Annotated in this window: 18 protein-coding genes and 1 pseudogene; 13 read left to right on the top strand and 6 right to left on the bottom strand. The window is 71.0% G+C overall.

The features are described from left to right. Positions 1-37: 37 nt before the first annotated feature. Together NT132_RS04925 and ligD are read left to right on the top strand one after the other, a co-directional pair. Positions 38-1027 carry an SseB family protein gene (locus NT132_RS04925; RefSeq protein WP_297785690.1) on the top strand — a complete coding sequence of 330 codons (990 nt, stop codon included), beginning with the start codon at positions 38-40 and terminating at the stop codon, positions 1025-1027. Positions 1028-1093: 66 nt separating this feature from the next. Continuing rightward, the gene (gene ligD / locus NT132_RS04920) at positions 1094-2113 is read left to right on the top strand and encodes a non-homologous end-joining DNA ligase (RefSeq protein WP_297785687.1); all 1020 of its coding nucleotides are present in this window, start codon (positions 1094-1096) and stop codon (positions 2111-2113) included. Positions 2114-2124: 11 nt separating this feature from the next. On the opposite strand, the gene NT132_RS04915 is transcribed toward ligD, so the two are convergent. The 4 genes from NT132_RS04915 to NT132_RS04900 all read right to left on the bottom strand — a co-directional run bounded on the left by NT132_RS04915 (position 2125) and on the right by NT132_RS04900 (position 6415). Next, positions 2125-3156 (bottom strand): ATP-dependent DNA ligase, encoded by a 1032-nt coding sequence (locus NT132_RS04915; RefSeq protein WP_297785684.1) that lies wholly within the window; start codon positions 3154-3156, stop codon positions 2125-2127. 8 nt (positions 3157-3164) lie between these two features. Continuing rightward, complete coding sequence (locus NT132_RS04910; RefSeq protein ID WP_297785680.1) at positions 3165-4316, bottom strand: AI-2E family transporter; 1152 nt, start codon at positions 4314-4316, stop codon at positions 3165-3167. 91 nt (positions 4317-4407) lie between these two features. Beyond that, positions 4408-5640 carry an acyl-CoA dehydrogenase family protein gene (locus NT132_RS04905; RefSeq protein WP_297785677.1) on the bottom strand — a complete coding sequence of 411 codons (1233 nt, stop codon included), beginning with the start codon at positions 5638-5640 and terminating at the stop codon, positions 4408-4410. A 106-nt stretch (positions 5641-5746) separates the two neighbouring features. Next, positions 5747-6415 (bottom strand): TetR/AcrR family transcriptional regulator, encoded by a 669-nt coding sequence (locus NT132_RS04900; RefSeq protein ID WP_297785674.1) that lies wholly within the window; start codon positions 6413-6415, stop codon positions 5747-5749. A gap of 94 nt (positions 6416-6509) precedes the next feature. Between NT132_RS04900 and NT132_RS04895 the strand changes: the two genes are divergently transcribed. From NT132_RS04895 to NT132_RS04880, 4 genes are all read left to right on the top strand, one after another. Beyond that, complete coding sequence (locus NT132_RS04895) at positions 6510-8063, top strand: FAD-dependent oxidoreductase (protein ID WP_297785672.1); 1554 nt, start codon at positions 6510-6512, stop codon at positions 8061-8063. Between the two features lie 82 nt (positions 8064-8145). Next, positions 8146-9312, top strand: coding sequence for an ADP-forming succinate--CoA ligase subunit beta (gene sucC, locus NT132_RS04890; RefSeq protein WP_297785670.1), 1167 nt, complete (start codon positions 8146-8148; stop codon positions 9310-9312). A gap of 35 nt (positions 9313-9347) precedes the next feature. Next, positions 9348-10250, top strand: a complete 903-nt coding sequence (gene sucD, locus NT132_RS04885; protein WP_297785667.1) for a succinate--CoA ligase subunit alpha — start codon at positions 9348-9350, stop codon at positions 10248-10250. A gap of 83 nt (positions 10251-10333) precedes the next feature. Continuing rightward, a complete protein-coding gene (locus NT132_RS04880) occupies positions 10334-10774 on the top strand; it encodes a nitroreductase family deazaflavin-dependent oxidoreductase (protein WP_297785664.1) in 441 nt (146 codons plus the stop codon). A gap of 15 nt (positions 10775-10789) precedes the next feature. On the opposite strand, the gene NT132_RS04875 is transcribed toward NT132_RS04880, so the two are convergent. Further along, a complete protein-coding gene (locus tag NT132_RS04875; protein WP_297785661.1) occupies positions 10790-12226 on the bottom strand; it encodes an NCS2 family permease in 1437 nt (478 codons plus the stop codon). 150 nt (positions 12227-12376) lie between these two features. Here NT132_RS04875 and NT132_RS04870 point away from each other — a divergent pair, with 150 nt between their 5' ends. From NT132_RS04870 to purH, 5 genes are read left to right on the top strand one after another with little or no spacing between them, the layout of a single operon-like run. Then, positions 12377-12928: a hypothetical protein gene (locus tag NT132_RS04870; RefSeq protein WP_297785658.1), complete on the top strand. Its 552-nt coding sequence runs from the start codon at positions 12377-12379 to the stop codon at positions 12926-12928. Then, the gene (locus NT132_RS04865; RefSeq protein ID WP_297785655.1) at positions 12925-14490 is read left to right on the top strand and encodes a polysaccharide deacetylase family protein; all 1566 of its coding nucleotides are present in this window, start codon (positions 12925-12927) and stop codon (positions 14488-14490) included. The genes NT132_RS04870 and NT132_RS04865 overlap by 4 nt, the downstream gene beginning before the upstream one ends. 50 nt (positions 14491-14540) lie before the next feature. Continuing rightward, positions 14541-15770, top strand: a complete 1230-nt coding sequence (locus tag NT132_RS04860) for a DUF6350 family protein (protein ID WP_297785652.1) — start codon at positions 14541-14543, stop codon at positions 15768-15770. Positions 15771-15774: 4 nt separating this feature from the next. After that, the gene (purN, locus tag NT132_RS04855; protein WP_297785649.1) at positions 15775-16368 is read left to right on the top strand and encodes a phosphoribosylglycinamide formyltransferase; all 594 of its coding nucleotides are present in this window, start codon (positions 15775-15777) and stop codon (positions 16366-16368) included. A 26-nt stretch (positions 16369-16394) separates the two neighbouring features. Continuing rightward, a complete protein-coding gene (gene purH, locus NT132_RS04850) occupies positions 16395-17999 on the top strand; it encodes a bifunctional phosphoribosylaminoimidazolecarboxamide formyltransferase/IMP cyclohydrolase (RefSeq protein WP_297785646.1) in 1605 nt (534 codons plus the stop codon). Between the two features lie 18 nt (positions 18000-18017). On the opposite strand, the gene NT132_RS04845 is transcribed toward purH, so the two are convergent. After that, positions 18018-19442, bottom strand: coding sequence for an NAD(P)/FAD-dependent oxidoreductase (locus tag NT132_RS04845; RefSeq protein ID WP_297785644.1), 1425 nt, complete (start codon positions 19440-19442; stop codon positions 18018-18020). A 173-nt stretch (positions 19443-19615) separates the two neighbouring features. On the opposite strand from NT132_RS04845, the gene NT132_RS04840 reads away from it, so the two are divergent. Both NT132_RS04840 and NT132_RS04835 read left to right on the top strand, forming a co-directional pair. Continuing rightward, entirely contained in the window at positions 19616-20656 is a 1041-nt protein-coding gene (locus NT132_RS04840; RefSeq protein WP_297785642.1) for a LacI family DNA-binding transcriptional regulator, read from the top strand. A gap of 16 nt (positions 20657-20672) precedes the next feature. Next, positions 20673-21538 (top strand): annotated as a pseudogene (locus tag NT132_RS04835) (extracellular solute-binding protein); the annotation flags it as partial. Between the last annotated feature and the right edge of the window lie 91 nt (positions 21539-21629).

Genomic DNA, 21629 nt, shown 5'->3' with positions numbered 1-21629 from the left:
GACTTTCGGTGCGCGGGGTCCCGCGTAGGCTGGACCGATGGCTTTGTTCTCGCGTCGCCCGAAGAAGTCCGCCGAGCCCGCCGTCGAGGCGCCGGTCGAGGAGTCTCCGGGGCCGGAAGCCCCCGCGGAGAGTGTTCCCGACGTCGCCATCTCGGTGACCACCTACGGCTCGCCCGACAAGCCCGCATCCCTGGCGGAGGAGCCGGCACCGACCCCGTCGCCGTCTCCCGCGGCCACGCCGACGCCGCGTCGGCAGGTTCCCGGGCTGCCCGAGAACACGCTGCTCGCCGATGCGCTGGGCGTGCTGCCCCCGAAGCCGGAACCGGCCGAGATCCTCAACGTCGCCCGGCAGTTGCTGCAGGGCCGCGTGTATGTGCGGGTACGCGGTGATGCGCGGGAGCTCCTCGCCGCGAACCAGGGGCTGCCGATGGCTGTCGCGACGATCGCCGACAAGAAGTACGTGCTCGCCTTTTCCGGCGGCGAAGCGATCCAGGCCGCGGTCCGCGCCGACGGCGACGCGGCGACCTCGGCCGTCGCGCTGCCCGTCCTGCAGGTGCTGCGACACGTCGTCGACGGCGATTTCGGCGGCCTGGCGCTCGACCATGCGTCGGGACCGGCGGCGGCCGTGCTCCCGCGCGCCCTGCTCGAGAAGGCGCTTACCGACCTCGACGAGACGCAGGCCGTGAAGTCCGCGCTCGTGGGGGAGCGGTCGGATGCGGCGATCACCGCGCTCGTGCAGGCACTCACCACCTCGCCGGTGTGGGTGGCCGCGCGCCGTAACGAGGACGGAAAGATCGGGGTCTCCGAGGTCCGCACCCCCGAGGGCGACCGGATGCTCGAGGTCTTCTCGCACCCGCTCGAACTGCACGTCCTCGGCCGCGGTGACCAGTCGGTCCGCATCGGTCCCGACCAGCTCGCCAAGGCGCTCGCGGGGGACGAGGGACTCCTCGGCCTGATCGTCAACCCGCGTGGCCCGTGGATGCGGCTCTCCCGCGAGGACCTCGCCCCGCTCATCGCCCTCGCCTGAGCTCGCGGCGCCTGCCCTCAGCGCAAGGGGTGGAGGATGCGGCGGCGCCGACCCTAGGGTGAGGCCATGGCGTCCGAGCGCATCACCCTCACCGTCCCCGGCCCACACGGCGATCGCGAGATCGGCCTGTCGAGTCCGAGCCGGGTGCTGTGGCCCGAACTCGGGATCACCAAGCGCGAGCTGGCCGAGTACATGATCGCCGTGTCCGAGCCGTTCCTGCGCGCCAACGGCGACCGACCGGTGTCACTCGAGCGGTTCCCCGACGGCGTCGGCGGTGAGAGCTTCTTCTCCAAGAACCCGCCGAAGGGCGCCCCGGACTTCGTCGAGGCGGTGACGGTCACCTACAACAGTGGGCGGCGGCATCCGCAACTCGTCCTCACCGAGCCGGGCTCCGCGGTCTGGGCGGTGCAGATGAACACGATCGTGTTCCACCCCTGGGCCTCCCGCACCGCCGACACCGACAACCCGGTGGAACTGCGCATCGACCTCGACCCGCAGCCCGGCACCGCGTTCGCCGAGGCCGCCGCGGTCGCACCGGTGATGCGCGACGTGCTCGCCGAGGCCGGCCTCACCTCGTGGATCAAGACGAGCGGCAACCGCGGCATCCATCTGTTCTGCCCGATCGAGCCGACGCACGAGTTCCTCGACGTCCGCCACGCGGCTATCGCCGCGGGCCGTGAACTCGAGCGGCGCCTGCCCGACAAGGTCACCACCGCGTGGTGGAAGGAGGAGCGGGGCGAGCGCATCTTCGTCGACTTCAACCAGACGAACCGTGACCGCACCATGGCCGGCGCCTACAGCCCGCGCGCCCTCCCGACCGCGACCGTGTCGACACCGATCACCTGGGATGAACTGCCCGAGGTCGACCCCACCGCCTTCACGGTGCGGTCGATCCCGGAACGACTGGATGCGGTCGGCGACCCGTGGGAGACCTTCGGCGCCGAACCGGGTCGCATCGGCACCCTGCTGGAGTGGTGGGAACGGGACCTTTCGAACGGCCTCGGTGAGATGCCGTTCCCACCGGAATTCCCGAAGATGCCCGGCGAACCGCCGCGGGTGCAGCCAAGCCGGGGCCGGCACGACTGACCCCGCCCGCCTCAGCCCAACACGTCGCCCAGGTCGTACGCGACCGGCTGCTCCAGCTGCGCGAAGGTGCAGGACTGCGGCTCGCGGTCGGGCCGCCACCGCTCGAACTGGACGGTGTGGCGGAACCGGCTGCCCTCGAGCTGGTCGTACCGCACCTCGAGCACCCGCTCCGGCCGCAGCCGGACGAACGACACGTCCTTCGAGCCCGAGAAGCGCGACCGGTCGGTCTCACCGGTCACCGCCACCCCCGCCGCATCCCGTTCCACCCACGGGTCGAGCTCCTCCACGAGCGACAGCCGCCGGGCGTTGCTGAACGCCGACACCCCGCCCACATTCCGCAGCACACCCTGCGCGTCGTAGAGGCCCAGCAGCAGCGAGCCGACCCCCTGCCCGCTCTTGTGAACCCGATAGCCGAGCAGCACCACATCGGCCGTGCGCACGTGCTTGATCTTCAGCATCGTGCGCGCGCCGGGGGAGTAGACCGCATCCGTCCGCTTCGTGACGACGCCGTCGAGTCCCGCCCCCTCGAACTCCGCGAGCCACCGCTCGGCGAGAGTTGCGTCCGCCGTCGTGCGGGTCAGGTGCACCGGATGCGGCACGCCTGCCAGAAGCCGTTCCAGCCGGGCCCGGCGCTCGCCGAACGGCACGTCCTGCAGCAGGTCGTCGCCCTCGGCGAGCAGGTCGAAGGCGATGAGCATCGCCGGCGTCTCGGCCGCGAGGAGCGCGACCCGAGATGCGGCGGGGTGGATGCGGGAACTCAGCGCCTCCCAATCCAGGCGCTCCGCCCCCGGCTCGCCGCGGGCCACGACGATCTCACCGTCGATGAGGCACGGGCCGGGGAGGACCTCCGGGAGCGCCGCGACGAGTTCCGGAAAGTAGCGGGTCAACGGCTTCGCGCCGCGCGAGCCGAGCTCCACGCTGTCGCCGTCCCACGCGGCCAGCACCCGGAAACCGTCCCACTTCGGCTCGTACAGGTAACCGGCTTCGGTCGGTACGGCGGGTACGGACTTCGCCAGCATCGGCGCGGGGATCTCGTAACGCATCTGCGCTCCTAGACGTGCTCGGGGCGCTTCTGGCGTGCCCAGCGGGCGGGGGTGTCGGTACCGTCCCACACCTGCACCACACCCCACGCGGCCGCCGTGATCGGCACCGCCAGGATCGCACCGATGATGCCGCCGAGAACCGTCCCCACCGTCAACGCGACGAGGATGACGAACGGGTGCAGCTTCATCGACCGGCCCATGAGGACGGGCTGCAGGAAGTTGCCCTCCAGCTGATTCACGAGCACTACGACGCCGACGACGAACAGGGCATTGACCCAGCCGTTGGCGACGAGGGCGACCAGGGCCGCCAGGATGCCGGCGAGGGTCGCACCGACGATGGGGATGAACGCGAGCACGAACACCAGGACGGCCAGCGGGATGGCGAGCGGCACCTGCAGGATGAGCAGACCGATGAGGATACCGACCGCGTCGACGAATGCGACGGTCGCGGTGCCGCGGACGTAGGAGCCGAGCACCGTGACCGTCTTGTCGCCGATCCGCCGGCCACGGCGGTAGTGGGAGCCGCGGAACGGGCGCAGCAGGAACTCCCACATCTGCGGACCGTCCTTGAGGAAGAAGAAGAGGATCGTCACGAGCAGCACGAACCCGGTCACGAAGTTCGCCACCGCGCTGACTCCGGCCAGCGCCCCGGAACCGAACTGCGAACTGGTCACGAACTCCTGCGCGGACGCGATCCACTCGTCGATCTGCTTCTGGTCAGGGGAGAAACCGAGCGATTGCAGCCAGGCGAGCAGTTCCGTGACGCCGTCCTCCGCCTGCGCGTAAAGGTCGTCCCACTGATTCTCGACCGCCCACACGATGAGCCACGAGGCAGCGCCCAGCAGCACCACGACGGCGAGCAGAGTGAGCAGCGTCGCGACAACCGACGGCACCCCGTGCCGCCGCATCCAGCGCATGACAGGGGCGAACGCGGAGGCGAGGATCAGCGCGATCACGAGCGGGATGGTCACGAGCGTGAGCGACTGGATCGCGAAGATGATCGCCCCGGCCACCGCGACGACGACGATCAGCTGCACGGCGCGGATGGCGAGCTGTCCGAACGTATCGGACCACAGGCTCCACGGCGCCCGTTTGGCCGTGAGCTCGACGTCTTTGGTGGTCAGCTCGATCTGCTGTGGCCCGCGGCGGAACAATCCCATGCTGCGACCGTACTGCCGCGCGGGCACACCGGGCCAGGGTTGCGGATGCGGTGGCCCCGGGGTAGCCGCATCGCGCACCGCCTGCGCGGGCTCAGGCGAAGGCGCTCATGCCGGTGATGTCCCGGCCGATGAGCAGGGCCTGCACGCTCTCCGTGCCCTCGTAGGTGTGGATCGCCTCGATGTCGGCCATGTGCTGCATGACCCGGTTCTCGAGCAGGATGCCGTTGCCGCCGAGGAGATCCCGCGCGGCCGCCGCGATCCGGCGGGCGGCGCGGGTGTTGTGATACTTCGCGAGTGATGCCTGTGTGGGCTTCAGCGCACCCGCCGATTCCAGATCGGCCATCCAACGGCAGTACAGCTGCATCGCCGTCAGCTCCTCGAGCATCTGGGTCAGGCGCTCCTGCACCATCTGGAACCGCGCGAGCGGCTTGCCGAACTGTATGCGCTGCTGGGAATACGCCAGCGACGCCTCGTAGCAGGCGGTCGCGTGCCCGAGCGCTGACCACGCCACGCCGGATCGGGTGGAGTAAAGCACGGTCGACGCGTCCTTGAAACTGCGGGTCCCCGGGAGGACCGCATCCGCGGGCACACGCACGTCGTCGAACACGATGTGCGCCTGGAAGATGCCGCGCAGCGACGCCTTCCCGGTGATGACCGTGCCGGTGTACCCCGGGGTGGACTGCTCGACCAGGAAGCACCGCACGGCGCCGTGCTCCGGGGCATCCGGGTCGTCGACCCGGGCCCACACGAAGGTGATGCCACCGGAGGCGCCGTTGCCGATCCACTTCTTGGTGCCGCGGATCACCCACTCGTCGCCCTCGCGGCGGGCGACGGTCTCGAGCGACACCGAGTCGGAGCCGTGGTCGGGTTCGGTGAGGGCGAAGGAACCGAGCACCTCGGCGCGAGCCAGCGGCCGCAGCCACTGTGCCTGCTGCTCCGGGCTACCGAACAGCGCGAGGGTGCGAAGTGCCAGGCCCCCCTGCACCGCGATAACGGTCCCGAGCGAGCCATCGCCGCGGGAGACCTCCATGTTCACCAGGCCCGCGGCCAGCGGCGAAAACAGGGTGAGGTCGGGGTGGTCGATGCCGTCGTTGAGCAGATCCAGTTCGCCGAGGCGCGTGGCGAGATCCAGCGGGTATTCGGCCGCATCCCAGGCCGCGACCATCCGGTCGCCGACCTCGTCGACGTAGCCCTTGGCGCGCTCCCACACGGCGCGGTCCGCATCCGGGATGTCGGCGAAGACGGCGTAGTAGTCCGTGTCGCGGCGCGTCGTGACGTCATACGCCTTCACGCGCTCACCGGGATACGTCGCCTCGTCGCTCATGTCGCTCCTGTGTCGGGGATCGGCGCAACCGTGCGCCGTGCTCAGGGTATCTCCGCGGCATCCGGTGCCGCCACTTGTGACACCGCGTCCCAGCGGGGGTGAAGGCTCAGTCGAGCTCGTCCTGGAGCCGCCGGGCGATCTCGGCGGGCGGCATGCGGCGGGGGAACACGGCGACGACGATGTCGTCCGCCGCGGGCGCAGAGGCGGTGCCCACGCCGAACCGGTCCCTCACCTGGTCGAGAGCCTTGCGCAGGACCGACACCGGTACGCGCTTGGGGCTGCGCAGGAGCTGGCGCAGCACGTGGTTGTGCACGGCGGTGACGAGGGCGGCGAATCCGACCGCATCCAGCGGATCCAGACCCGGCAGCGCGCGACGCAGATACTCGTCGAACAGGCGCTCGTAGCGGAACACGGTGACGATCTCGCGTTCACGGAGCGCCGGTACCTGGCGCACCACGGCGTAACGGCGGCGGGCCAGCTCGGGGTCGGCGGCGAAGTGCCGGAACACCTGCAGCGACGCCTCGCACACCGCCTCCCACGGGTTCGGATGCGGGGCGTCGAGAAACTCGCGCAGCTGCTCGAGCAGCAGCTCGTGATCGGCGAAGACGACGTCGTCTTTGCCGCCGGACTGGCGGAAGAAGGTCGACCGGGAGATGCCCGCGGCCTGCGCGATCTGGTCGACTGTCGTCGCCTCGAACCCCTGGCGGGCGAACAGATCGAGCGCCGCGGCGACGATGCCGGTGCGCGCGGCGGACGGGGACGGTGTCTCGCTCATGACGACAGCAGCCTACTCATCCGCCGGGCTGCTCCGATGCCGCCGAGCTGTCAAGCCCCGGGCGGGGGTGGGCGGTCACCGCTTGACTGCCGCCATGACGTCACTGTGGAGAGCCGATCATCGTCCGGTCGCGTCCAGCCCGCTGCGAGACGGCGCACGTCACGAGGTCGTGGTCGTCGGCGCCGGAATCACCGGCCTGTTCACCGCGATGCTGCTCGCCCAGGACGGCCGCGATGTGGCCGTGATCGACGCCGGCGACGTGGCGGCGCTCGCTACCGGGGCGAACACGGGCAAGGTCTCGCTGCTGCAGGGCTCGCGCCTGTCGAGCATCCGCGCGCATCATCCGGCATCGCTCGTCCACGCCTACGTCGACGCCAACCGCGACGGGCAGGAACTGGTGCGCGAGTTCGCCGAGACGGCGGGGGTGCCGTTCGTGCGCCGCACGGCTTTCAGTTACGCCCACACGGACGCCGGCATGGGTCGCGTGCGCGATGAGTTCACCGCGGCCAGGGAGGCGGGGCTGGATGTGAGGATGGCGCGAGCCGCCGAGCGGGATGCGGTGCCGTTCCCCGTCGCCGGGGCGATCGCGCTCGACGACCAGATCGCGCTCGATCCGGACACACTGGCGACCGCGCTCGCCGAGACGTTCCTCGCCGCCGGCGGGACCCTCCACACCCGGACGCGGGTCACGCGCACCGCGGTGCTGCCGTCCCCCCACGTCGTGACCGCCGCCGGGTCGGTGTTCGCCGACCACATCGTGCTGGCCACCGGCACACCGATCGCCGATCGCGGGCTGTACTTCGCGAAGCTCTCCGCACAGCGTTCCTACGTGGTCTCGTTCGAGGTGCCCACCGGCGAGGTGCCGGGAGGCATGTTCCTCTCGGTCGACGCACCGAGCCGCTCCGTGCGCCCCGTGAGCGCCGACGACGGCGCGGTCGGCACCACCCGGCTGGTCGTCGGCGGCAACGGCCACCCGGTGGGGCGGGCGGAGTCCGAACGCGCGCAGTATGAGGACCTCGTCGCATGGACGCAGTCGTACTACCCCGGCGCTCGCGAGAGCTTCCGCTGGTCGGCCCAGGACTACGAATCGCACAACCTCGTGCCCTTCATCGGGACGATGCCCCGCGGCGGCGGCCGCATCCGGTTCGCCACCGGCTACGCCAAATGGGGGCTGACGAACGGGCCAGCTGCGGCGCTTCGGATCGCCGCCGAGATCCAGGGTGTGGCGGTCGCCGACCTGCCCACGTGGGCACGCGCCCTCGGCACGCGCATGACGGCGCCGTCCGACCTCGCGCGCGGGGCCACCGAGAACGCCAAGGTCGGCGTCGCCGCGGCGCAGGGGTGGGGCGATGCCCTCACGCATCCGGCCCCGGTACCGAAGCCCGCCGACGGCGAGGGCACCGTCGGGTCGCGGGCGGGTCGCCCCATCGGCGTCTCCACCGTGGGGGGACGCACCCGCGCGGTCTCCGCGGTCTGCCCACACCTGGGCGGCGTGCTCCGATGGAACGACGGCGAGTGCACCTGGGACTGTCCCCTGCACGCCTCACGTTTCGCGCCCGACGGAACTCGCCTGGAAGGCCCCGCGGTATCCGACCTCGCGGTCCTCGCGGAGGCGCCGTCGGCGGATTCCCCTCCGTCGGAGGGGTAGGCTTGACGAGGTCGATTTATCTCGACGTCGAGACGTTTTTCCGCGTCACCACACCACATTCGCCCCACCGAAGGACTGCACTGTGGATCTTTACGAGTACCAGGCCCGTGATCTGTTCGAGAAGTACGAGGTGCCGGTGCTTGCCGGCATCGTCGCCGACACCCCCGAGGAGGTGAAGGCAGCGGCCGAGAAGATCGGCGGCGTCGTGGTCGTGAAGGCTCAGGTCAAGACCGGCGGACGCGGCAAGGCCGGCGGCGTCAAGGTCGCCAAGACCCCCGATGAGGCGTACGAGGCAGCCAAGGCGATCCTTGGTCTCGACATCAAGGGACACATCGTCAAGCGCGTCATGGTCGCCCAGGGCGCCCAGATCGAGCGCGAGTTCTACTTCTCGGTGCTGCTGGACCGCGCCAACCGCTCCTACCTCTCCCTGGCCTCGGTCGAGGGCGGCATGGAGATCGAGGAGCTCGCGGTCGAGCGTCCCGAGGCGCTCGCCCGCGTCGAGGTGAACGCCCTCCGCGGCATCGACAAGGAGAAGGCGATCGAGATCGCCCGCGCCGGCAAGTTCGACGAGGACCTCGTCGAGAAGGTCGCCGACGTCTTCGTCAAGCTCTACGACGTCTACAAGGGCGAGGGTGCCACCCTCGTCGAGGTCAACCCGCTCGTGCAGACCGCGTCCGGCGACATCGTCGCCCTCGACGGCAAAGTCACGCTCGACGACAACGCCTCCGAGGTGCGCCACCCCGAGCATGAAGCGCTCGAGGACAAGGACGCGGCGGACCCGCTGGAGGCCAAGGCCAAGGCATCGGGCCTCAACTACGTCAAGCTCGATGGCCAGGTCGGCATCATCGGCAACGGCGCCGGGCTCGTCATGTCGACGCTCGACGTCGTCGCCTACGCCGGCGAGAACCACGGCGGCGTCAAGCCCGCGAACTTCCTCGACATCGGTGGCGGCGCCTCGGCGACTGTCATGGCCGCGGGCCTTGACGTCATCCTCGGCGATGAGCAGGTCAAGAGCGTGTTCGTGAACGTCTTCGGCGGCATCACCTCCTGCGTCGCGGTTGCGGAGGGCATCGTGAAGGCCCTCGAGATCCTGGGCGACACGGCCACGAAGCCGCTCGTCGTCCGCCTCGACGGCAACCAGGTCGATGAGGGCCGCGCGATCCTCGCCGGCGCCAACCACCCGCTCGTTACCCTCGCCGCCGGTATGGACGAGGGCGCTGACAAGGCCGCCGAGCTGGCGAACGCCTGACTCGCCGCATCCGGATTCGGTAAGGAACACAGGACATGTCGATCTATCTCAACAAAGACTCCAAGGTCATCGTCCAGGGCATCACCGGCGGCGAAGGCACAAAGCACACGGCACTCATGCTGAAGGCCGGCACGAACGTCGTCGGCGGCGTGAACGCGCGCAAGGCCGGCACGACCGTCTCGCACGTGGATGCGGACGGCAACACCGTCGAACTCCCCGTGTTCGGCTCGGTCGCCGAGGCGATCGAGAAGACCGGCGCCAACGCGTCGATCGCGTTCGTGCCGCCTGCCTTCACCAAGGACGCCATGGTCGAGGCCATCGACAGCGAGATCCCGCTGCTCGTGGTCATCACCGAGGGCGTCCCGGTCGGCGACACCGCCGAGGCCTGGGCCTACGCCATCGAGAAGGGCAACAAGACCCGCATCATCGGGCCGAACTGCCCCGGCATCATCACCCCCGGTGAGGCGCTCCTCGGCATCACGCCGGCGAACATCACCGGCAAGGGCCCGATCGGCCTTGTGTCGAAGTCAGGCACCCTGACCTACCAGATGATGTTCGAGCTGCGCGACCTCGGCTTCTCGACCGCCATCGGCATCGGCGGCGACCCGATCATCGGCACCACCCACATCGACGCCCTGGCGGCGTTCGAGGCAGACCCGGAGACGAAGGCCATCGTCATGATCGGTGAGATCGGTGGCGACGCCGAAGAGCGTGCGGCCGACTACATCAAGGCGCACGTCACCAAGCCGGTCGTCGGCTACGTCGCGGGCTTCACCGCCCCCGAGGGCAAGACCATGGGTCACGCCGGTGCGATCGTGTCCGGCTCCGCCGGTACCGCGCAGGCGAAGAAGGAGGCCCTCGAGGCCGCCGGCGTCAAGGTCGGGAAGACCCCGTCCGAGACCGCGACCCTGATGCGCGAGATCATCGCGTCGCTCTGACGCACCCCCACGACGGCGGATGCCGGGCTCCTCGTGAGCTCCGGCATCCGCCGTCGTCGTCCCCGGCGCGGTAGCGTGGCGGGATGCCGCTGTCAGGGGAGTATCTGCCGTCCACCGCCGAATGGGCCCGCACCCAGGCCGATGCTTTCGAGGCGTCGGGCGGGACCGAGGCGAACACGTTCCACGGGGTGCCGATCATCGTGCTGACCACGGTCGGCGCCAAGACCGGGGCGCTGCGGAAGACCGCGCTGATGCGCGTCGAGCACGACGGCCGCTACGCCGTGCTGGCCTCCAAGGGCGGGTCGCCGGACGAACCCGCCTGGGGCGCCAACATCCGCCGCCACCCGCAGGTCGAGCTGCAAGACCGCGACGTCAGGCGCGACTACACCGCCCGTGAGCTGAGCGGCGAGGAGCGCACGCTGTGGTGGGACCGTGCCGTCGCCGTCTGGCCGTCCTACGCGGACTACCAGACCCGCACCGACCGGCAGATCGCCGTCTTCCTGCTGGAGCCGCAGGACGCCTGACCCGCCGCTGCCGGCTCAGCTGAAGAGCAGCTCCAGCGGGCCGCGGGCGAAGAACACCACAAAACCGGCCGCGACGATCCACAGCAGCGGGCTGATCTTGCGGATGTCGCCGGTGAAGGCCCGCACCAGCACCCAGCTGATGAACCCCGCGCCGATGCCATTGGCGATCGAGTAGGTCATCGGCATCACGGTGATCGTGAGGAACACCGGGATGAGGGTCGGCAGGTCGGTCAGATCGATGTGACGGATCTGTGCCATCATCAGCGCGCCCACGATCACCAGGGCCGCCGCGGCGATCTCGGTGGGGACGATGGTGGTCAGCGGCGACAGGAACATCGCCGCGAGGAACAGCACGCCCGTGACGACGTTTGCGAGACCCGTGCGCGCGCCCTCGCCGATGCCCGCCCCGGACTCCACGAACACGGTGTTGGAGGAGGAGGAGGTGGCGCCACCGACGACCGCGCCGACCCCCTCGACGATCAGCGCCGAGCGCAGCCGCGGGAAGTTGCCCTCCGCATCCGCGAGATCCGCCTCACGGGAGAGCCCGGTCATGGTGCCCATCGCGTCGAAGAAGTTCGTGAACAGCAGCGTGAAGACGAGCATGGTCGCCGCGAGCACGCCGATCCGCTCGAACGAACCGAAGCTCACCTGCCCGACGAGGCTCAGATCGGGGATGCTGATCCACTGGCTCGGCAACGCGGGCACCGTGAGGCTCCATCCCTGCGGGTTCCCGTCGTCACCGGCCTGGGCGCCCAGGCGCCAGATCGCCTCGACCACGATCGCGGCGATCGTCCCGACCACCAGGCCGATCAGGATGCCGCCGCGGACCCGGAGCGCCATGAGGACGGCGATGAGCAGCAGCGTGAGGGTGAACAGCAGCGTCGGGACGGTTGCGATGGAGCCGGCCACGCCGAGCCCGACCGGCGGGGAGGAAGACCCGGTGGAGGTGACGAACCCGCCGTCGACGAAGCCGATGAACGCGATGAACAGGCCGATCCCGACCGAGATCGCGGTCTTCAGTGCCATCGGCACGGCATCGAAGATGAGGCGGCGCAGGCCCGTCGCCGCCAGCAGCACGATCAGCAGGCCGTTGACGACGACGAGGCCCATCGCCTCGGGCCAGGTGACCTCGCCGATCACGCTGACCGCGAGGAACGAGTTGATGCCGAGCCCCGCCGCGAACGCGAACGGGAGGCGGGTGACCAGGCCGAAGAGGATCGTCATGACGCCCGCGGTCAGGGCGGTCGTCGCGGCGACCTGGCCGAACCCGAGTTCGCCCCCGGCGATGTCTGCGGTGCCGGAGAGGATGATCGGGTTCAGCACCACGATGTAGGCCATCGCGACGAAGGTCACCAGGCCTCCCCGGACCTCCGCCCCGACGGTGGACCCGCGGCGGCTGATCTCGAAGAAGCGGTCGATGGCGCCCGGTCGGACGGATGTATCAGGGTGCATGGTTCTCCTCCCCTCAGAAAACGGTACCTGCTCCCGAGGGCGCCCCGACACGCGGGTTATCTCCGGCCCGCGGTCAGCGGCGACAGGCCGAGGCGCGCCTAGACTCCCGACGGGTCCTGCGAGGGGGCGAGGCCCGGGGGAGTGGGACACGTGGGACAGACGGTCATTTCCGTCACGCGGGCGAAGACCCGGTGGCGCACGGCGCTGGCGATCACCGCGGTGGCGGTGGCGGTGATCGCCGTCATCGCAGCGGTGGCATGGTTCACCGTGATCCCGCGGGTCGCGGCGAACCTGACGACCGACGTCGCCACCCGCGACCAGGTCGTCGCGGTGGGGGAGGCGGCGGTTACGGTTCCGGCAGGATGGGCGGTGCAGCACCCGCCGTTCGACGACACCGCGGTGGTGCTCCTCAGCCCCGACGGCGGACTCGCCGTGACGATCAGCCTGGAACGGCTCACTCCGGATGCGGCGCTGGCGGCGCGGGAGCCGAGGGGCGTCCGTGCCACCGAGACGCTCGGCAGCGGTCTGGAAGCGGTGCATCTGCGGACGATCGGGGATACCCTCACCGTGGCCGTCGGTGACGCCGGCTCGTCCCCCGCCGTCGTCTTCACCGCGCACGCGGAGGACGGCGATGTACGGCCGTACACACGCGTGCTCGCGCAGCTCATCAACGGCACCGCGCTGCCGCCGGTCGTGCCGTGACGTCCCCCGGCACCCGCAGGCTGCACGTCGTCGCCGGGGCGATCGTGGGCCTCGCCCTGCTCACCGGCTGCGCGCCCGAGCTCGATCCCGGCTGGACGCCGCCGGCCTGGGAGGACGCGCCCGTGACGGTCGTCCCCGCGCCCGAACCCCTCAATGCCACGGTCGCCACGAACCTCGTGGGCGAGCGGATCCGCAACGACACCGTCGGGGTCCAGGCGCGATGGATGCGGCTGCCCGGCGACTCCGCGCTCGGTGAGGCGACCGCCCGGATCGTCCGTGACGCGGTCGCCGCGCGCGGTGCGGCGATCGGCGTCGCATACGCGCCGGCGGTGTTCCCGCAGGGTGCCGGGCTCGGCGCCCGCTCCTGCGTGCGCGGCTCGACCCTGCGACCGGCGAGTGAGATCCTCGCCGACCCCGCGATCGGACCGGCCGCCGGCACCGGCACTGCCGTCGCCTGCGACATCGTGTCGGCGGCGGGCACTGTCGTCGGCGAGCGGATCCGGGTGGTCACGGGCACGCCCGAGGCCGTCGGCGCCGACACGCAGACTTTGCTCTACGCCGACACTGCCTCCGGGCGGACGGTGACGGCGACCCAGCTGTGGACGGATGCGGCATCCGCGACGCTGTGGGACGACACCGTTGAGGCGATCCGCCGCTCGGCGGGCGCGCTGAGCCTCGTCGCCGTCCGGCCGCCAAGCCCCGAAGAGCTCGCTCTGGTCACGGCGGCACTCGCGGAGACCGTGCCGGCCGCCGACGGGTCGCTCCGGGTCACCCTCCCCGCGGGGTTCACGGCGCCGGAGCTCGAGCAGCTGGGCATCCCCGCGACGAACGAGCCGATGACGATCGCGGTGCCGCCCGCGGTGTCGGCGCCGCTGCTCACCGAGTTCGGCGCGCAGCTGGTGGCATCCGCATCCGCCCCCTTCCAGGCACCCGCTCCGGTCGCGGCCGGCTTCGAGACCGTCGACTGCGACCTGCTGCCGTGCGTGGCGATGACCTACGACGACGGCCCGAGCGACGGCACCCCCGCGATCCTCGACGCGGCCGCGGCGCACCACGCATCCGTCACCTTCTTCGCCATGGGGCAGAAGGCCGCGGGCTATGCCGCCGTGATGACCCGGGCCCTCGCCGAGGGGAACCTCGTGGAGAATCACACCTGGAGCCACCCCCATCTGTCGGAGCTGACCCGCGCGGAGGTTGCGAAGCAGGTGGGCGACACGACCTCGGCGATCGGACTCGCGACCGGGCAGGCGCCCACCGTGTTCCGTCCGCCGTACGGTGACTCCACCCCCCAGGTGCTGTCCGCGGCGGGGATGGCGGCGATCCTGTGGGACGTCGACACGTTCGACTGGCAGGGTTCCGCCGACGACGAGCTCGTCCGCCGCGCCGTCGACCGGCCGAGACCGGGATCGATCGTGCTGCAGCACGACATCCAGCCGAACACTGTGCGCACCGTCGGCACGGTCTACGACGGCCTCGCCGACCGCGGCTTCACCCTGGTCAACCTCGAGCAGCTCTTCGACGGCACGCTGCCGACCCAGGGCACCTGGCGGAGCGCCCGCTGACCCGCGCGCCGTCCAGGGGGCGCCGTGAGCGTGGGTAGGGTCGATGGGGCATGCAACGCGTCCTCGTCCTCCTCCTCTCCGCGCTCGACGCACTCGTCGCCGCGGCCGTCGGTGTCGCCGCCGCGTTCGCGCCGCTCATGGTGCTCTGGTTCGTTGCCTTCGGAGCTGATGACTGGTCGGGACTGTGGCCGACCGCCGCCGCGGTCTGGCAGCTCGGCCATGCGGTGCCGCTGCATCTGACGCTCCCCGATGCGTACCTCGCCGCCACCGGCATCGACCCGTCGCTGGCGCAGTTCGTCGTCTCGCTCGCCCCGCTGGCGTTCGGCGCGTTCACGGCGTTGTTCGCGTCGCGCTCCGGTGTGCGCGCAGCGCGCGCCGGCGCCTGGGTGTCGGGCGTCGTCTCCGGCGCCCTCGTGTTCGCCCTTCTCGCGGTGGCCGTGGGTGTCACCGGCCGGAGCGGGATCGCCGCCGTGCATCTGTGGCAGGCGGTACTGTTTCCGGCGCTGTTCTACGCGGTAGGCCTGCTCGCCGGCGCCGTGACGACGGCGTGGAGCGACGGCGACGACGGCCCCCTCGACGCGCTCGCCCGGAGGCTGGACCGTGCCCGCGGGGCGTGGCCCGAGGTGCCCGGTCTGCTGGCGCGCGGCGCCGCGGTCGCCGTCACCGGGGTGGTCGCTGCCGGCGCGCTCGTCGCCACGCTCGCCGTAGTGCTCCGCGGCGGGCAGATCGTCGCCCTCTCGCAGGCAGCGAACCTCGACTTCGCGGGCGTCGTCCTCCTCGGGATCACACAACTGCTCTACCTGCCGGTCCTCGTCATCTGGGCGGTCGCGTTCGTCGCCGGCCCCGGCTTCGCCCTCGGTACCGGCACCGCGGTCTCCGCCGCCGGGACGCAGCTCGGCGTGGTGCCCGGCATCCCGCTGCTCGGCGCCCTCCCGGAATCGACGTCGCCGTGGCTGTACGTGCTCGTGCTGCTCCCGGTCGCCGCCGGTGCGCTCGCCGGCTGGATCGTCCGCTCGCGGCTACCCCGCCAGGCCGAGTCCGCCGGCGTGCAGGTCACCCTCACCCTCGGCATCGCGGCCGCGGCCGCCGGCATCGTCGCGCTGCTGTGCATCCTCGGTTCCGGCTCCCTCGGCCCCGGTCGGCTCGCCGAGGTCGGTCCCGCCCCGGGGGCTGTCGCGCTCGCGGTGGGGATCGAGGTTGCCCTGGGCGCCGGCATCCTGCTGCTCGCGCCCCGGTCCCGCACAGGGACGGATGCGGTGGGCCGGTCGCAGCTAGACTGACCGGGTGCTTACGGTCGCCGTTCTGATCTCCGGCGCCGGCTCCAATCTGCGGGCTCTGCTGGAGGCCGCCGCGGACCCCGGATACCCCGCGCGGGTGATCGTCGTCGGGTCGGATCGCGAGGCGTCCGGTCTCGCCCACGCCGAGGAGTTCGGTATCCCGAGTTTCGTCGTGCCGTGGCGGGGGGCCGCCGAGCGCGAGGCGTGGGGCGATGAACTGAACGCGCAACTCGCCGTCTGGCAGCCCGACCTCGTGGTGCTCAGCGGACTCATGCGGCTCGTGCCTCCCGCCGTGGTCGCCGCATGGTCGCCTCACCTCGTGAACACCCACCCCGCGTACCTGCCCGAATTCCCCGGTGCCCATGCGGTGCGCGACGCGCTCGCCGCCGGGGTACCGCAGACCGGTGCCAGCGTCATCGTCGTCGACGACGGCGTCGACTCCGGTCCGCTGCTTGCGCAGGAACGCGTCCCGATCGAGCCCGGCGACGACGAAACGCGCCTGCACGATCGCATCAAGCCGGTCGAACGTCGTCTGCTCATCGACGTCGTGCGACGAATCGCGACCGGTGAGCTCGACCTGACGGCAGCCGCCGCATCCTGATCCGCACCCCATCCGAGGAGGTCCCCATGGCCGGGCCCAGCCACGATCCGTCCCTGTACCGCGACCGCGACGTCGTGCCGATCCGGCGCGCGCTGGTCTCCGTGAGCGATAAGACCGACCTGTTGCGTCTCGCCGAGGCGCTGGCAGGCGCCGGCGTCGAGATCGTTTCGACCGGCTCGACCGCGGCGACCATTCGTGCGGCCGGTCACGCCGTCACCGATGTCGCCACGGTCACCGGTTTCCCGGAGTCGCTCGACGGCCGGGTGAAGACGCTGCATCCGAGCGTGCACGCGGGCCTCCTCGCCGACCTGCGGCTCGAGGACCACGAGCGTCAGCTCGCCGAACTGTCGATCCAGCCGTTCGAGCTCGTGATCGTGAACCTGTACCCGTTCGTCGAGACCGTCGCCTCCGGCGCCGAGGGCGACGCGGTGGTCGAGCAGATCGACATCGGCGGTCCCGCGATGGTGCGCGCCTCGGCGAAGAACTACGCCAACGTCGCGATCGTCGTTTCGCCGGAGAGCTACCCGGCGATCATCGACGCGCTCGGCGCCGACGGCACCACCCTGACGCAGCGCAAGGAACTCGCCGCTCGCGCCTTCGCGCACACCGCCCAGTACGACCGCGCGGTCGCCACCTGGTTCGCCGAGGGCACCCTCGTGGAAGAGGACCTCCCCGCGCATCTCACGATCAACGCGGAGCGTCTCGCCACGCTCCGCTACGGCGAGAACTCGCACCAGCGCGCCGCCATCTACACCCGCTCCGGCGGGCACGGCATCGCCCAGGCCACGCAACTGCAGGGCAAGGAGATGTCGTACAACAACTACGTGGATGCGGATGCCGCGCTGCGTGCGGCGTTCGACCTGGTGAAGCCGGCCGTGGCGATCATCAAGCACGCCAACCCGTGCGGGATCGCCGTCGGTGCCCCGAACGCGCTCGATCCGATTGCCAGCGCGCACCTGCGTGCGCACGAATGCGACCCGGTGTCGGCGTTCGGCGGCGTGATCGCGGCGAACCGGACCGTGACCCTGAAGATGGCGGAGAACCTCCGCGACATCTTCACCGAGGTCATCGTCGCCCCCGACTTCGAGCCGGAGGCGCTGGAGGTCTTCCGGCTGAAGAAGAACCTGCGCGTGCTGCAGCTACCGACCGACTGGCAGCAGGAGCCCATGGACGTGCGCCTCGTCTCGGGTGGCCTGCTGCTGCAGGACGCCGACCGGTTCCCCAACGAGATCGAATCGCTCGTGGACACCTGGCAGCTCGTCGCCGGCGAACGCCCGTCCGACGAGCAACTCTCGAACCTCTCGTTCGCGTGGAAGACCTGCCGCGCCGTGAAGTCGAACGCCATCGTCCTCGCCAAGAACTCCGCCACGGTGGGGATCGGTATGGGCCAGGTGAACCGGGTCGACTCGTGCCGCCTGGCGGTGGAGCGCGCCGGGGATCGCGCGGCCGGATCGGTCGCCGCATCCGACGCGTTCTTCCCGTTCGCCGACGGACCCCAGGTGCTGCTGGATGCCGGGGTCTCCGCGATCATCCAGCCCGGGGGATCGGTGCGCGACGACGAGGTCATCGCGGCCGCCCGCGAGGCCGGCGTGACGATGTACTTCACCGGCGACCGCCACTTCTACCACTGAAGTCGCGCGGGGCGCCCGTCAGGCTGGCGGGCGCCCGTACTCCTCCAGGAACCGCAGCCACACCTCGCTGATCGTCGGGTACGCGGGGACCGCATGCCAGAGGCGGGTCAGCGGCACCTCGCCGACGATCGCGATGGTCGCCGCGTGCAGCATCTCCGCCACATCCGGGCCCACGAAGGTCACGCCGATGAGCACCCCGCGTTCTTCGTCGACGACCGCCCGCGCGGCGCCGGCGTAGTGGTCGGCGTGGGTGGACGAGCCCGCCACCCAGCCGAGGTCGTAGTCGATCACCCGGATGCGGCGGCCGGCCTTCTCGGCGGCCGCCTCGGTGAGTCCCACCGACGCGACCTCCGGATCGGTGAACGTCACCTGGGGAACCGCGGCGTGGTCGGCGGTGGCGACGTGCATCCCCCAGGGGGTGTCGTCGACCGCCGTGCCCGCGGCGCGGGCGGCGATCACGTCGCCCGCGGCCCGCGCCTGGTACTTGCCCTGATGCGTGAGGAGCGCCCGGTGGTTCACGTCGCCGACCGCGTACAGCCAGTCGGTTCCGCGGACGAGCAGGGTGTCGTCGACCTCCAGCCAGTCGCCGGCCGCCAGGCCCACGGTGTCGAGCCCGAGGTCGGTGGTGCGGGGGATGCGGCCGGTGGCGACGAGCACCCGCTCGGCGGTCACGGTGGTGCCGTCCGACAGCTCGAGCTCTGCGCCGTCGTCGGTACGCCGCGCGGCGGTGACACCGGTGCCGGTGAACACGCGCGCGCCGCGTTCGGTCAGGGATGCGGCGACCCGCTCGCCGGCGAACGGTTCCTGTCCGCCGAGGAGGCCGCTGCGGGCGATCACGGTGACCTCGGTGCCGAGATCGAGGAACGCCGTCGCCATCTCGCTCGCCACGACACCGCCGCCGATGACCGCGAGCGAGGCCGGGACCTGCTGCACACTCGTGGCCTCGCGGCTCGTCCACGGCTCGATGGCCGCGAGCCCCGGGGTGTCGGGAAGGAGCGCCGCGCTCCCGGTGCAGACGGCCACCGCATGCCTCGCCATGAGGGTGGTGACGGTGCCATCGCTCGCGGTCACCTCCACGCGCTTCGGGCCGCTCAGCCGCCCGTGGCCGCGGATCAGCTCGATCCCCGCGCCCTCGAGCCATTCCACCTGTGACGCGTCGTTCCAGTCGTGGGTGAGGGTATCGCGACGGCGGAGCACACCGGCGACGTCCACGCCGCCGGTGACCGCCTGCCGCGCGCCGTCCACGTCGCGCGCCGCGCGGAGCACCGCACCCGCGCGCAGCAGCCCCTTCGACGGCATGCACGCCCAGTAGGAGCACTCGCCGCCGACGAGCTCGCTCTCGACGATGACGGTCCGCAGGCCCCCCTGCACGGCCCGGTCGGCCACGTTCTCCCCGACGGGTCCCGCGCCGATGACGATGAGGTCGTACTCGTGTTCGGTCATGGTCCGCCTTCCGGGTCGTTGCTGCCACGCTAGCCCCGCCGCATCCGGTGGTCCGAGCCCTTGCGCCGGGTCGCGTGTCGGGGAACAAGGGCTTGACGAATGCGTCTGAACCGGTTTAGGTTGCCTGAACCGGTTTAGGACGGCACGGACGCCGCCCATACGTAGGAGTCGACATGCCGCCACGCGCTCGCGTCACGATCTCCGACGTCGCCCGTGAGGCCGGCGTCAGCAAGGGGCTGGTGTCGTTCGCGCTCAACGGGCGGGCCGGGGTGTCGGCAGAGTCGCGCGAGCGGATCCTCGCCGCCGCCGACGCCCTCGGGTGGACGCCCGACCTGCGGGGTCGCGCGCTCAGCACCGGCCGCTCCTACGCCTGCGGGCTGGTCCTCGGTCGCAGCGCCGACGTGATCGCCGCCGACCCTTTCTTTCCGTCCTTCATCGCGGGCATTGAAGACGAGTTCGCCGTCACCGGGCAGGTGCTCGTCCTCGCGGTCGCCTCACCCGGCGGCGATGAGGCGGCGGCCTATCGACGCCTCGTCGCCGACAACCGGATCGACGGTGCCCTGCTCGCCGACCTCCGCCGCGACGATGACCGTCTCCCCCTGCTCGCGGAGCTGGGACTGGAAGCCGTCACCCTGGGGGTGCCGGATGCCCCCAGCCCGTTCTCCTCCGTCGCGGTCGACGACGGCGTCGGCATCCGGCTCGCCGTCGACCACCTGGTCTCCCTCGGCCACCGGGACATTGCGCACATCGCGGGTCCCGACGGGATGCTGCACGCCCGCCGCCGCCGCGAGGCGTTCGAGCAGGCCGCGAGCTCGGCCGGGGTGCGCGCGCGGGTGATCACGACGGACTTCACGGCCGCGGACGGTGCCCGTGCGACCGCAGAGCTGATCGAGACCGCCGACCGTCCCACCGGCATCGTCTACGCCAATGACCAGATGGCCATCGCCGGCATGGGCGTCGCGACGCGCCGGGGCCTGCGCGTGCCGACGGACCTCTCGCTGACCGGGTACGACGACACCGAGCTCGGCCGTCACCTGAACCCCGCCCTCACCAGCGTCGCGACCGACAGCCGGCAGTGGGGCACGCTCGCCGCCCGCGCCCTCCTCGCCCGGCTCGACGGCGGCGAGGTCACCCACATCGATCTTCCTCAGCCCACGCTGAGCATCCGCGAGTCCACCGGACCCGCATCCCCCCGAGCCGCTGACCGCGGCTGATCCAAGGAGAACACCCATGCAACGACGCATACTCGCCCTTCCCGCCCTCGCCGCCGCCGGTGTGCTGGCGCTCACCTCCTGTTCCGGGGGCGGGTCCGGCGGATCCGCCGATCTCGACGCCCACGGCGAGATCACGATCTGGTACTCCAACAACGACGCCGAGATCGCCTGGGGCTCCCAGATGGTCGACGCATGGAACGCCGACCATCCGGACGAGAAGATCACGGCGCAGGAGATCCCCGCCGGTGCCTCCAGCGAGGAGACGATCGGCGCCGCGATCGCCGCGGGGAACGCCCCGTGCCTGGTGTTCAACACCTCGCCGGCGGCGGTGCCGCAGTTCCAGAAGCAGGGCGGTCTCGTCGACCTGTCCGACTTCGAGGACGGCGATGACTACATCACCGAACGCAGCGGCGACCTCGCCGAGCAGTACCGGTCGGAGGACGGCGACTTCTACCAGCTGCCCTGGAAATCGAACCCGGTGATGATCTTCTACAACAAGACGCTCTTCGCGCAGGCCGGCCTCGACCCGGAGAACCCGTCGCTGTCGACCTACGACGAGTTCCTCGCCACCGCGCGCACTCTCAGCGAAGCCGGCGTCGCCCCCTACGCGATCAACCCGGCCCCCACCAGCGAGTTCTTCCAGCCCTGGTTCGACTTCTATCCGCTGTATGCCGCGCAGAGCGGCGGCACCCAGCTCGTCGAAGACGGCAAGGCCACCTTCGACGACGAGAACGGCAAGGCCGTGGCCGACTTCTGGCACACCCTCTACGACGAGGGCCTCGCCGGGAACGAGACCTATCAGGGGGATGCGTTCGCCGACGCGTACGCCGCCGACTGGCATGTTGCGGAGTTGGAACTCGCGCTATAGCCGTAGTGGGGGACCGCCGAGTGGCTGGGAGTCGGGCGTATTGGGACGGACTTCCCGCTCGCGCGATGACCGCGACGATGCTCAGTCGGCCAGCGGGTCGTTGAC

The sequence above is a fragment of the Microbacterium sp. genome, from assembly GCF_026393345.1.
GTDB lineage: Bacteria > Actinomycetota > Actinomycetes > Actinomycetales > Microbacteriaceae > Microbacterium.
The sequence above is the reverse complement of the archived record's forward strand: the minus strand, read 5'-3'. Positions and strand labels throughout refer to the sequence as shown.

What these genes read in the sequence shown, in the direction of transcription:
- NT132_RS04925 (WP_297785690.1), top strand. Translation starts at nt 38, where the DNA reads ATGGCTTTGTTCTCGCGTCGCCCGAAGAAGTCCGCCGAGCCCGCCGTC.
- ligD (WP_297785687.1), top strand. Translation starts at nt 1,094, where the DNA reads ATGGCGTCCGAGCGCATCACCCTCACCGTCCCCGGCCCACACGGCGAT.
- NT132_RS04915 (WP_297785684.1), bottom strand. Translation starts at nt 3,156, where the DNA reads ATGCGTTACGAGATCCCCGCGCCGATGCTGGCGAAGTCCGTACCCGCC.
- NT132_RS04910 (WP_297785680.1), bottom strand. Translation starts at nt 4,316, where the DNA reads ATGGGATTGTTCCGCCGCGGGCCACAGCAGATCGAGCTGACCACCAAA.
- NT132_RS04905 (WP_297785677.1), bottom strand. Translation starts at nt 5,640, where the DNA reads ATGAGCGACGAGGCGACGTATCCCGGTGAGCGCGTGAAGGCGTATGAC.
- NT132_RS04900 (WP_297785674.1), bottom strand. Translation starts at nt 6,415, where the DNA reads ATGAGCGAGACACCGTCCCCGTCCGCCGCGCGCACCGGCATCGTCGCC.
- NT132_RS04895 (WP_297785672.1), top strand. Translation starts at nt 6,510, where the DNA reads ATGACGTCACTGTGGAGAGCCGATCATCGTCCGGTCGCGTCCAGCCCG.
- sucD (WP_297785667.1), top strand. Translation starts at nt 9,348, where the DNA reads ATGTCGATCTATCTCAACAAAGACTCCAAGGTCATCGTCCAGGGCATC.
- NT132_RS04880 (WP_297785664.1), top strand. Translation starts at nt 10,334, where the DNA reads ATGCCGCTGTCAGGGGAGTATCTGCCGTCCACCGCCGAATGGGCCCGC.
- NT132_RS04875 (WP_297785661.1), bottom strand. Translation starts at nt 12,226, where the DNA reads ATGCACCCTGATACATCCGTCCGACCGGGCGCCATCGACCGCTTCTTC.
- NT132_RS04860 (WP_297785652.1), top strand. Translation starts at nt 14,541, where the DNA reads ATGCAACGCGTCCTCGTCCTCCTCCTCTCCGCGCTCGACGCACTCGTC.
- purH (WP_297785646.1), top strand. Translation starts at nt 16,395, where the DNA reads ATGGCCGGGCCCAGCCACGATCCGTCCCTGTACCGCGACCGCGACGTC.
- NT132_RS04845 (WP_297785644.1), bottom strand. Translation starts at nt 19,442, where the DNA reads ATGACCGAACACGAGTACGACCTCATCGTCATCGGCGCGGGACCCGTC.
- NT132_RS04840 (WP_297785642.1), top strand. Translation starts at nt 19,616, where the DNA reads ATGCCGCCACGCGCTCGCGTCACGATCTCCGACGTCGCCCGTGAGGCC.